At 41.4% G+C, this 11,301-nt stretch carries 11 protein-coding genes; 2 read left to right on the forward strand and 9 right to left on the reverse strand.

All coding sequences use genetic code 11. The features are described 5' to 3' along the window. Nucleotides 1-272: 272 nt before the first annotated feature. On the forward strand, nucleotides 273-1,142 hold the full coding sequence (locus J7I93_RS00750) for an EamA family transporter (protein ID WP_214722530.1): 870 nt from the start codon (nucleotides 273-275) through the stop codon (nucleotides 1,140-1,142). 156 nt (nucleotides 1,143-1,298) lie between these two features. Here J7I93_RS00750 and J7I93_RS00755 read toward each other — a convergent pair whose 3' ends face one another. Further along, nucleotides 1,299-1,589 (reverse strand): hypothetical protein, encoded by a 291-nt coding sequence (locus tag J7I93_RS00755; protein WP_214722531.1) that lies wholly within the window; start codon nucleotides 1,587-1,589, stop codon nucleotides 1,299-1,301. Between the two features lie 251 nt (nucleotides 1,590-1,840). Beyond that, the gene (locus J7I93_RS00760) at nucleotides 1,841-2,518 is read right to left on the reverse strand and encodes a Na-translocating system protein MpsC family protein (protein WP_214722532.1); all 678 of its coding nucleotides are present in this window, start codon (nucleotides 2,516-2,518) and stop codon (nucleotides 1,841-1,843) included. 375 nt (nucleotides 2,519-2,893) lie between these two features. Here J7I93_RS00760 and J7I93_RS00765 point away from each other — a divergent pair, with 375 nt between their 5' ends. Further along, entirely contained in the window at nucleotides 2,894-3,442 is a 549-nt protein-coding gene (locus J7I93_RS00765; RefSeq protein WP_214722533.1) for a DUF6143 family protein, read from the forward strand. Between the two features lie 952 nt (nucleotides 3,443-4,394). Here the strand turns inward: J7I93_RS00765 and J7I93_RS00770 are convergent. The 7 genes from J7I93_RS00770 to kdgD form a co-directional block, all read right to left on the reverse strand. After that, nucleotides 4,395-4,703 (reverse strand): YciI family protein, encoded by a 309-nt coding sequence (locus J7I93_RS00770; RefSeq protein ID WP_214722534.1) that lies wholly within the window; start codon nucleotides 4,701-4,703, stop codon nucleotides 4,395-4,397. 28 nt (nucleotides 4,704-4,731) lie between these two features. Beyond that, the gene (locus J7I93_RS00775) at nucleotides 4,732-5,151 is read right to left on the reverse strand and encodes a RidA family protein (protein ID WP_214722535.1); all 420 of its coding nucleotides are present in this window, start codon (nucleotides 5,149-5,151) and stop codon (nucleotides 4,732-4,734) included. Nucleotides 5,152-5,310: 159 nt separating this feature from the next. Beyond that, a complete protein-coding gene (locus tag J7I93_RS00780) occupies nucleotides 5,311-5,469 on the reverse strand; it encodes a hypothetical protein (protein ID WP_214722536.1) in 159 nt (52 codons plus the stop codon). A 135-nt stretch (nucleotides 5,470-5,604) separates the two neighbouring features. Next, a complete protein-coding gene (garD, locus tag J7I93_RS00785) occupies nucleotides 5,605-7,134 on the reverse strand; it encodes a galactarate dehydratase (protein ID WP_214722537.1) in 1,530 nt (509 codons plus the stop codon). Beyond that, the gene (locus J7I93_RS00790) at nucleotides 7,127-8,419 is read right to left on the reverse strand and encodes a nickel pincer cofactor-dependent isomerase, group 22 (protein WP_214722538.1); all 1,293 of its coding nucleotides are present in this window, start codon (nucleotides 8,417-8,419) and stop codon (nucleotides 7,127-7,129) included. The genes garD and J7I93_RS00790 overlap by 8 nt, the downstream gene beginning before the upstream one ends. A 186-nt stretch (nucleotides 8,420-8,605) precedes the next feature. Next, entirely contained in the window at nucleotides 8,606-9,979 is a 1,374-nt protein-coding gene (gudD, locus tag J7I93_RS00795) for a glucarate dehydratase (protein WP_214722539.1), read from the reverse strand. A 203-nt stretch (nucleotides 9,980-10,182) separates the two neighbouring features. Next, nucleotides 10,183-11,121, reverse strand: coding sequence for a 5-dehydro-4-deoxyglucarate dehydratase (kdgD, locus tag J7I93_RS00800; RefSeq protein ID WP_214722540.1), 939 nt, complete (start codon nucleotides 11,119-11,121; stop codon nucleotides 10,183-10,185). Nucleotides 11,122-11,301: the final 180 nt, after the last annotated feature.

Genomic DNA, 11,301 nt, shown 5'->3' on the forward strand with positions numbered 1-11,301 from the left:
AGAGGGAGCGGGAGACCCCGCAGACGTGAAACGCCGAGGAGCTCTGTTCCTCCCCGCGGAAAGCTAGTAACTGGAGCGGAAATCAACGGGCAAGCTTTAGAGTCCAAAAACAACAACAATCTATACGAAAAGAGCCTATATTAATAAGCTGCTAAACAGCTCAGACAGCCTTTTCTTTAAAACATACCTTCACTTAATAATGAATATTTCGTGTGTACTTTAACAAACTAAACTAAGCACATTAGCCTCTTCAGAAATGGAGTTTCATAAATATGAGCATTATTTTAGCATTACTGGCTGCATTATTTGCTTCCTTTACTGCCATTCTTGCGAAAATCGGAATCGAGGATGTCGATTCTAATTTAGCGACAGCAGTCAGAACTGTAGTCGTTGTCGTAATGGCATTTTTGATGGTGGTTATAACGGGACAAACTGGCAGCATCTTGACGGTATCCATGAATTCTTACATATTCCTCGTCCTTTCAGGTTTGACAACTGGGTTATCGTGGATCTGTTTTTTCAAGGCCATCCAAATTGGTGATGTGTCTAAAGTGGTTCCGATTGATAAAGCAAGTGTGGTCCTAACCATTAGCTTATCATTCATTATTCTCAAGGAACCGGCTACGGCTTTAGTCGTTTCAGGGGGCATTGTTATATCAATTGGAACCTTTGTTTTAATAGGAAAAGATAAAAAGAAAGATACGAAGAAGAAAGTCTTTAATACTAAATCCTATATATTTCTCGCAGTGCTTTCCGCAGTCTTTGCTGCGGCAACCAATATTTTAGCCAAGATCGGGATTGAAGATGTGGATTCCAATGTGGCTACCTTTATCCGTACAGTGGTAATTATACTATTTGCCTGGGGCATTGTTTTCTTTCAGGGAACCTTTAAAGAACTCAAACAGATCTCCAAAAAGGCTTACTTATTTCTCATCCTATCAGGCGCAGCTACAGGCCTTTCGTGGTTATGCTACTTTGGAGCGCTTGCACTCGGAAAGGTTAGTGTTGTCAATCCAATTGATAAGTTCAGTGTAGTGTTAACCATGATTTTAAGCTTTATTATTTTAAAAGAGAAGCCAACAAAGAATACAATTGCAGGAGCTATTTTGGTTACCATTGGGACAGCGCTGCTGGTTATTTAGAGTGCAATTGACTGCTGGGAGAGGATTTTAACTTTTAGATGGCACTATGCCTTCAAATTTTGCTGAAGAATAGAAAAAAAGATGCATCCCCATATGAAATGCATCGTTAATTAATACTTTATAAAGTAATATTAGCTGATCAAAAGGAACCAATCCTTAATCTTCCTCATTTTCAATATACACATGGTGCCTTGTATAATAGCTTTTATATCGGTAAAGCACTTCCAGGATGACTTCCTGTTCTTGATCACAAAGTATATAGCTTGCTTTGGTTGGATGGTTATTTTTCTTAATGACTATGTTCTTTTTCTTTACCTCTTTCTCGAGGTAGTCTTCCAGCTCTCTTCTTTTTAATATTTGCGACCCGCTCTTACCTAAGGACGCTTTTTTCAGCTTTACCAGGTTATCTGCCCAAGACATTAATTCATTTTTAGTAATGGTATACACACCCTCCTCCTAAAAAATGGGAATAAAAAAAGGCCAGAAAAGGGTTTAAACCTTTTCTGACCTATGTTTGGTTCCTTGCCCAACCATCTAATCAGTAATTAATTTATTTTAAATTGTTTTTAAGCGTTTTATGATTTCAAGTCCTGTATTTTCAGATGGATGTCCGGTACCATGCCCATTCACTTTTGATCCGAAAAACAGAAAAAAATTTACCTACCATATAATAACACCTTCCAATGCATGTAACAAGGTTATTTTAGGATAAATAATATATAACTCTTATCTCCATCAAAATCCCAATCAATAAAATAATCTGTAACATCTGTGTTTAAGTAACTTTCTAATGCAGTAATATGTTCTCCGATCAGTCTCTTCTCTTGGTTTCTTTTGGCAATTCTGAGTGTCTCTTCGTATCCAAGCTTAATTAATTCCTTTTCAATACTGACAAGGATCCCTTTTCTTACAACAATCAGTTTCCGATCATCTATCTTGAATGAATAAATAACTTCCGGAGATTTTTCAGCTTCTATGCTGACCTCATCAATAATACCATTAACCTTTTTGCTATCTTTATAGTTGTTTTCATTTGCGTTATGGTCCGATATTAACGCCAGAACCATTCCTGATTGGCCATCCAGATTCCAGTCGTAATAAACTTCCTTCACTTCTTGGTTTATATATTCTCCCAGCTGGGCTTGAATTTCTCCTTTTAAGTTTTCCATTAAAAGATCCCTGGTCCGCTGGATATGGTCAATCTTTTGATGTTCCATTAACGATTTCTCAAGTGGTGTCAGAAACCCGGTTATGTAAATGGCGATCAACGAGTCTGATACAGAACAAAAAATATTGCCTGGCCCTCGCCCAAACTTTTCCCGAAACAGGCGGCCCATATAACTATTAATTTCCTTCTCTAATACAGCTGTTTCCATATTATCCCTCACAACTTAATTTATTCCTATCTTTCCCTTTGGGGGTAAATGTAAACCCTTTGAATAAAGTCGATAAACTGTTACCTCAAGTGATTATTGACACATTGTTTACTGCTATTATTTCGAGGCCCCAAGCAGTTTTAAAAAGAATTCATTAGAATTTTTTGTTGAATTCATTCAATGGCTTCTACTTAAACGAATGAAATACATGGGATCATCATAACATTTGGGGTATAGGCTGATTGATAACGGACACAAGGCCGGCTACATTTCTAATCCATTCATCTATTGGTTAAATGATAATAAGATCCCTGGCTTATTTTTCAGACAGTTTGGTTATTCAATTTCATATTCTACTGGAAGGAAGGGGTAATCTTGAAATCTAAACAAGAAAATAGGTTTATTCAGGCAGTAGACATTCCTCAAGAGTTGTATCAGTCATTAAAAGGAAAGTATTTTATAGGCTATGCGGATGAATTGAGCTTTGGAAGAGGCACGAGCGCATGGGCGAGGCTGTATAATCCCCCTAACTCTGGCGTAAATTTGCATGTTAATGTATGGACAGTTACGGATGTAGCCAATTCAACCTTCCGGGCCCAATTCTGGTTCAACGCGGAACCGCCCGGGACTCCAATTTACTCAGAGTTAGTAACACCTGCGAATACCGCAATAACTCCTCTGCCAAAACCCAAGGTAAAACTGCAATATGCAAATAATGTGTCTGGTGAGCCAACCGGAGGAATAAAAGCCTTTGTTCGCAGAGCGGAGCCTGAAATGACACTCGTTGATGTAGAAAATGGAAAGTTTATTTTCCCTCCTGGCGGTTCCTTTCTTGTATTCTTATCGAACCCTGAATCACCTAGAGTCGCGACATCAGGAAGGGTGGCTTTTGGATGGTGGGAAGATAAGATAAAAGATAAATAAGTTGATGAATTTAAAAAGGAACTCACTGTGAGCTAACGGGTTCCGATACCTGTCACTTTTTATAAAAATACGTTTGAAAATCTGTTTATTTTTGTTATACATTTTGTCCTGCAAAATGCAGGGCATTTTGTTATGTAAGAATATTACAAAGTGCCATTTAATGTATAATGCATTTTATAGCCAAAGTACTGTTATAAAACTAAATGTTGATTTCACTGTGTTTAATAAATAACCGGAAAAATTCCGTTTAAAATGGGAAACACCCCTATTTCCTTAAGAATAAGCGGAGTTTTTTCGCTTATATGATCCAAATCTTTGAATTTTGGCTTATTTAGAGCATTTAACCGGAATTCCTCCGCTTGTCTCTGCTCCTTAAGCTTCCTCTATATACTTTAGGCGGAAATTCTTCGCCTATTAATTCTCATACCTATACGAAAATCATCAATGAATAAACACAGAGCTAAAGAGAAACTTAGTTTTGTAACTAAAAAACACAGCATTTTGCAATCCAATTTGCGAGGTAACAGAAATCTCTGTAACATTACATTTCGAAATACAAATTGGACCACATTTTCAAGCCTATTTTTATAATTATTCGCGTTATATCAATAAAAAATGACCATCAAATTCACATACAAATTGATGGTCATTTTAATATACATATTGGATTTTTGTGACAGGTAAAAGAACCCGTTACTGATGAGCTCCTTTTGTTTTTTTATTTTGGCTGTTTTCTAAAAGATGGTTGTTATTGATCAGATTAGTGAATAAAAACTTGATAAATAATGTTGGTTGATTGGAGCGGAAGGTGCGAGACTCCTGCGGGAGGAGTGGGACAGGTGAGACCCCACAGGCACTGCGCGCCGAGGAGGCTCACCGCCCGCCCCTTGGTTCGCTGAGAATCCTGGAGCGGAAATCAACCACTCCTCACTACTTGTTTAAAAAGCAAACATTATTTTTCATAAAGCCCCATAAAGATGGGTGCGATTCTGCAAGGCTTTACTTCGATTTTCTGCCATACGTTTTCGGTGACATAAGGCTCCACTTTGAGCCATTGATCCAATTCCTCTCTTGATGGGTACTCCACCACCATCATGGAACCAATCATTTTTCCTTCATCATCAAGAATAGCACCACCATATAGGTGCTCTCCTTCTTTAAATCTTTTCTCCAGCCCTTGCAAATGTTCTTCCCTTGCCGCTAATCTTCTTTCCAAAGCGTTCTCATCGGTACCGTCATAGGCTGTGATAATAAATTGCATATCTCTGTATCCCCTTTTCCTCATGATATTATTTTGGCATTTCCTGTTTCGATAAAGCAGCAACCGCTTCGATCTCCACTAACTGATTCTCATAACCCAAAACGGTGACTCCCGACAAAGTACTTGGCACATCGTGAGAGCCAAATGCTTCTCTAACTGTGTTCCACACTGTCACCAAATCAGGCTGCTCGGTGGATGCTACAAGCACTCTCGTATAAGCTACATCCCTTAGGTCAGCACCACATTCCTTCAGCGCCGCTCTTAAATTTTCAACACAGAGCTTTGCCTGTTCTTCATATCCGCTTGCTTCAGGTACACTGCCTTCATCATCAAGCGGACAAGCCCCTGCCATAAAGTATAAGTCCATGCCAGAAGGTACATGAGATGCGTAAGCGTAATCTACTGAAGGCAGGTTATTGGAATGAATTAAGGTAATTTTTTTGCTCATTTCAAAATTCCTTCCTAATCATCCGTTTTGGTTTCCTATTAAACTTCCACGCAGGTGTTTATTTTTCCTTTAAAAAGGCTCTCTATTTTATCTTTTAGTTCTCCGTCTACTAAAAGCTCAACAATTCGATCTATTACTTGCTAGGAAAGAGCTCTTTCATTAGGTCTGGGAAAAATCATTTTCATTTCCCCTCCATCCAGTAGAAAAGTGGCTGCTCTCTGGAACAGCCACTTTGTGAAGGTTATAGCGTTTTTTGTTTCGAGTTGCTGCCGCTTCAAGTCTTTTCGGGATTGCTTCAGGGTGAAAAAACGCCTTCAATCATGAATCCTTCTGGTTCTTTTTGGAACTCAAACAATTTTTCAAGTGCTTCAGAGAATTTATTTATATTTTCGCCTATAAGAAGGAAGAATCTTTTTGTTTCCTTTTCTTATGGTGTCCTTTTTCACTCTTGTATTATGTGATGGGAGCCGGATTGAATAGGCTCAAAGAGTTTTGTATACCCCAGTGTTCAGCCCAGGTCTTTTTTCGCCCACTTGCAACGTCAAGAATAAAATGAAATAGTTCCCAGCCTTTGGTTTCGATCGTTTCTTCCCCTGTTGCGATTGTGCCTGCATTGATATCGATCAAGTCCTTCCATTTTTCCTGCAATGAATTCTGTGTTGAGACTTTAATAACTGGTGCCATTGCTAATCCGTAAGGCGTCCCGCGGCCAGTGGTAAATACCTGCATATGAATCCCCGATGCCAGCTGCAATGTCCCGCATACAAAGTCGCTTGCCGGAGTTGCGGCAAAAATCAATCCTTTCGCTGCTGCTTTCTCCCCTGGAGCCAGCACTCCGGATATGGGGCTGGTGCCCGATTTTGCAATCGATCCAAGTGACTTTTCCACGACGTTGGAAAGTCCGCCTTTTTTATTTCCGGGTGATGGATTGGCACTCCGGTCTGCATCACCTTTTTGCAGGTATTCATCGTACCATTTCATCTCTCTTATCAGTGCTTGCCCTACCTCCTCATTGACTGCCCTTGGGGTTAAAAGGTGAATCGCATCACGGACTTCCGTTACTTCTGAAAATAAAACGGTTGCCCCGGCTCGAACAAGCAAATCGGCTGCAAACCCGACAGCAGGATTAGCCGTTACTCCTGAAAAAGCGTCGCTTCCTCCGCACTGTAAACCAATCACTAAATCAGACACAGGACAGGTTTCTCTTTTTCGTCGGTTTAGTCTTTCAAGTTTCTCCTCAGCCGTCTCCATAATTTCAGCAACCATGTTCGTGAATCCATTCTGATCCTGGAGTCTGACAATATCCTTTTTGTTTGCCTTTGCTGAAATGGTTTCAGGCACTAACTTTTCACAGCCCAACCCAACGACCATTACCTCACCGCCGAAATTGGGATGGGAAGACAGGCTTTGAATCGTTCGGATCGGAACTTTAGCTTCCGGAGCATGGATAGCAACACCACAGCCATATGTATGGTTTAATGCCACCACGTCATCGACATTCGGATACTTTGGGAGCAGCTCCTCCTTCACTTTTTTCACAGCATAATCAAGCACCCCTGCAACACATTGCACACTTGTCGTGATGCCAAGGATATTTTTGATGCCTGCACTTCCGTCTTTATTTCGATAACCTTCAAACGTAAATCCTTCCAGAGGCTGGGCAGGTTCAGGAACTTTCGTAGCGATTGGCAATTTATCAAGCTGTGGCGGCAGGGGCAGGGTGAGGGAGGATTCATTTACCCAACTTCCCTTTTTAAGCGCTTTCTTGGCGTATCCGATTATTTCTCCATAGCGGATAATGGCTTCATCTTGTTGAATATCTGTCAATGCTGCCTTATGTCCTGGAGGAACATAATCCACCAGCTTCAGGCCGCATGGAAAAATAGTGCCTGCTTTCAAACCGCCTGGATTGACAATAATGCCAACATTATCATTTTGATGGACTTTTATATAATGGGGCACAATGGCTATCCCTTTAGTCATGCGATCTCTCCATTTCATTTACATATTCATCGGCAAAAAACATTTTAGCCGGTTTTGACAGGACATCTATTTCTTCTATTTCCATTGCTTCTGGCAGTAAGCTCTCTGAAATCCAAATTTCTTTCACATCAAGCGTATTTTTAATCCTCACAACTCGGACCTGGTTTAGGTCTGCCACATTTGACGTTTTGATACCTGCCTGAACGGCCAGCTTTTCGTTAGGCAGAAACATCGGTACTTTTACGGCATTTACAACTGTACTTGTTACCGCATTAAAATACCCCTTTTCCCACTCAATCGCATCAAAGACTTTTCTCGTGATGATATCTGCAAAGCCTATTCCATTTGCATTGCCATGCGTTTTATTTGTCAATCCGAGGATAACGACCCGGCCTGCTTCAGTTCCGGTTGTATTCTTTTTGAACGGAGTGGGATATCTGCCGGTCATTTGGGGATCCATTCCGCTGCCTGATATGTCTTTTCCCACTTCGTCCACTACCAGCACATCCATTTTATTTATAAGAAGACGGGGCATCAGGGCTTTTGCCTCGAGCAGCAGCTCCTGTTCGGTCTCTTCTATTTTTTCTGCAGGGATGGCTATAATCTTGGCCGGCCGGTCATATGCATTTTCAATCGTGGCCAAACCAAAAATGATCGGGGCTTTGGAAAGGATCATTCTTGCCATTTCAGGAACATGCTTGGCCATATGGCCAAAGCCATATTTATGGGCTGAATCTGCCCCCTTCCTCTTTCCCAGTCCAATTGTGATCATTTTCATCAAACCGCTCTCAACCGGTCCATCAAAGGCGGTATGCTGTTTAATGCGGTTAATGACAATAATCTTATCTGCATGAAAAGCATAGCTGTCAACAAAAACTCCAAGCCCATTGTCCAATTTGCCTATTTCCTCAACACTCATGCTTGAATGGATCGGCGCTAGAACGGATTCCTCTGTGATACCAAGGTCCTTCAGTACCTGGATTTGCCCCTCCGAATTTGCTCCGCCATGGCTCCCCATAGCAGGAACAATAAATGGAAAAGCAGAAACCGTTTTTACGGCTTTAACAGTTTCTTTAACAATAATAGGGATATCCGCCACTCCCCGGCTGCCAACTGCGATGGCAACCCGGTCTCCTTCTTTTATCCTGGATAAAACACCTGCTTCAAGAATGGCATGTCTCACAGCCTCGGCTGTATCCTTAATTTCCGGCGCTTTGAAGTTCTGTCTGATTTTTATCATTCTGGGAACCGGAGTATCTTTTAATAGATCTTCGATTTTCTCCATATACACGCTCCTTATCTTTTAAAATGACTCTGTTAAATGTGCCTGCTGATGTCCGCATCAATCAACAGGGTGCCAAAAAGCAATAGGTCGCTTTAACACAGCCTTTAAAATAGAAAGTGCTTATCCATCCATCTCGCTGAATAAGCACTTTTTACTGGAATCACAGACAGAGCCGGAAATTCTTTTCTACCTAACAAGACTAGGTTTTTTAGGGTCAAACTTCCAGCCGGAAATGAGGAATTGCATCGCAGCTGAATCATCTCTGGCTCCAAGTCCTTTGGATAAATAAAGCTGGTGTGCCTTTTCAATCTGATCCCTATCAATCTCAATTCCCAAACCAGGCTGATCAGGCACTTTTATCTTCCCGTTTTTAATTTTTAACGGTTCCTTTGTAAGTCTTTGTCCATCCTGCCAAATCCAATGTGTGTCAATGGCCGTAATATTCCCAGGTGCTGCAGCTGCCACATGTGTGAACATGGCAAGTGAAATATCAAAATGATTGTTGGAATGCGAGCCCCATGTGAGTCCCCATTCATGGCACATTTGGGCTACACGAACGGATCCTTGCATTGTCCAGAAATGCGGATCTGCCAAAGGAATATCGACTGATTGAAGCTGGATGGCATGGCCCAATTGCCTCCAATCGGTTGCGATCATGTTGGTTGCGGTTGGAAGCCCGGTCTCGCGCCTGAATTCTGCCATTACTTCTCTTCCGGAATAAACGCCTTCCGCTCCGCATGGATCTTCGGCATAAGCCAATACATGATGCTGGTCCCTGCACAGCCTGATCGCATCTTTCAATAGCCACGCGCCATTCGGGTCGAGGGTGACGCGTGCGCTTGGGAACCTTTCAGCAATAGCCGTCACTGCTTCCATTTCCTCTTCTCCCCTCAGCACACCGCCTTTTAATTTAAAATCATTGAAGCCATAGCGGTTATAAGCTGCCTCCGCTAGCCGGACAATGGCCTCAGGTGTCATCGCTTCTTCATGACGCAAGCGAAACCAGTCATCATCCACGTTTTTACCGCTTAAGTAAGGAAGATCCGTTTTGTTCCGATCCCCTATATAGAAAAGATAGCCAAGCATCTCTACTTCATCGCGCTGCTGCCCTTCACCCAATAAAGCAGCAGCGGGCACATCCAGGTATTTGCCTGCTAAATCGAGCAGTGCCGCTTCAAGTGCAGTAACGGCATGTATCATTATCCGCAGATCAAAGGTCTGAATCCCCCTTCCCCCGGCATCTCGATCAGCGAATTGTTTGCGGACAGAATTTAATAGATTATTGTACCTTCCGATCGGCTGGCCAAGGACAAGTGGCTTTGCTTCCTCCAGAGTCTTCCGGATTGCTTCCCCGCCAGGCACTTCTCCAATGCCCTCATTTCCTGCATTGTCTTTTAGAATGAGGATATTGCGGGTAAAGTAGGGGCCGTGTGCACCACTAAGATTTAAAAGCATACTATCATGTCCGGCAACCGGAATAACGATCATTTCTTTAATAACAGGTGTATGGGTTTTGACGCCTTCAGATTCTCCCAGCTCAGTGATACCCTTAGCACTCATACAAACACTCCTTCTCTCAATCAAATCTTCGTCTGACGCCCCAGTGACAGGATTTTCCCCCTCCCGTTTCCAGCTGATCTTATCCGTTTCCCGCCCAAGTTAGCAGGATTAGCCCTTTGTGCTGCCTTTTAGCTATCTGAAATTAAATGTTTCGATTTGAGTTTGTGTACTTAATTTATTTCCTCCTATCCTATAATCCCTGATTACGATCGGATACTCTCTTTGCTTTCAATTGGATATCTTTCCAATGTAGCCTTAATAACAGATTCCAGATCTCGGTAATCATCCTCAGAAAGCGGTACAATAGGAGGCCGTACCGTGTTGGCAACACCTAATCCCATGATTTCCATACCAGCTTTGATCAGGGAGACAGCATACCCCTTTTTGGATTTGCGTATTTTGTTTAATGGAAGCAAAACATTGACATATATATCACGAACTAGTTCCTGGTTTCCTTTTTGTAGAGCATCGAAATAAAGCCTTGAAATATGTGGAATGTAGTTTGACATGGCTGATGAGTAGCTTCTAAAACCAATATTTAAATACGCAGGCATCGTAATTTCGGCAAATGGCATTCCATTTAAGTATTCCAATCGATCTCCGAGAGTTTGCGTGATTTCCAGATTTAATTCCATATCTCCATGTCCATCTTTTATCCCTACTATTTGAGGAAACTCATCTACTAATCTCTGTAATGTTGGTAAATTTAAAATCGCATTGTCTCTCTGGTATAGAATGGCATTCAATTCACTGTGTTCCAAAATCGTTTTATAATAGTGATAAAGACCCTCCTGTTCCCCTGTTATTAAATAGGGAGGAAGAATTAAATACCCTTCCACGCCCAAATCTTCTGACAGCTGCACTAATTCAAGCGCTGATGAAATATTCCCTCCTACTCCCGAATATACCGGAACCTTCCCGTCAGCAGCTTTTAAAGCTGTTTCAATCATCACCTGGTACTCACCTTTGCTAATGGCATGAAACTCTCCGGAACCACAAGCGATGAAAATAGAACTCAAACCTTCTTTAACTAAAAATTGAATATTTGCTGTTAGTGCAGGTACATCCAAGGAACCGTCTTCTTTATACGGAGCAGTCGGAAATCCCAAAATGCCTGTTGGCGCTTTTCTTACAATTGACATAAATACAGCCTTCTTTCTATTGGATTTTTATTCTTTTAAATTTTTTTACGCAACCCCTAAATAATGTTGAAAGATAACTAAATTCAACTGCCAGTTCAGACAAAACCTTTGAATTATTTGAACGTATTCTCTATTTATCAATTGGTTAGACCTTTGATCGGCCGCTATCAAAGATTTAAA

This window comes from Bacillus sp. ISL-47 (genome assembly GCF_018613175.1).
Classification (GTDB): Bacteria; Bacillota; Bacilli; order Bacillales; family Cytobacillaceae; genus Cytobacillus.

What these genes read in the sequence shown, in the direction of transcription:
- J7I93_RS00750 (WP_214722530.1), top strand. Translation starts at nt 273, where the DNA reads ATGAGCATTATTTTAGCATTACTGGCTGCATTATTTGCTTCCTTTACT.
- J7I93_RS00760 (WP_214722532.1), bottom strand. Translation starts at nt 2,518, where the DNA reads ATGGAAACAGCTGTATTAGAGAAGGAAATTAATAGTTATATGGGCCGC.
- J7I93_RS00770 (WP_214722534.1), bottom strand. Translation starts at nt 4,703, where the DNA reads ATGCAATTTATTATCACAGCCTATGACGGTACCGATGAGAACGCTTTG.
- J7I93_RS00775 (WP_214722535.1), bottom strand. Translation starts at nt 5,151, where the DNA reads ATGAGCAAAAAAATTACCTTAATTCATTCCAATAACCTGCCTTCAGTA.
- garD (WP_214722537.1), bottom strand. Translation starts at nt 7,134, where the DNA reads ATGACTAAAGGGATAGCCATTGTGCCCCATTATATAAAAGTCCATCAA.
- J7I93_RS00790 (WP_214722538.1), bottom strand. Translation starts at nt 8,419, where the DNA reads ATGGAGAAAATCGAAGATCTATTAAAAGATACTCCGGTTCCCAGAATG.
- gudD (WP_214722539.1), bottom strand. Translation starts at nt 9,979, where the DNA reads ATGAGTGCTAAGGGTATCACTGAGCTGGGAGAATCTGAAGGCGTCAAA.
- kdgD (WP_214722540.1), bottom strand. Translation starts at nt 11,121, where the DNA reads ATGTCAATTGTAAGAAAAGCGCCAACAGGCATTTTGGGATTTCCGACT.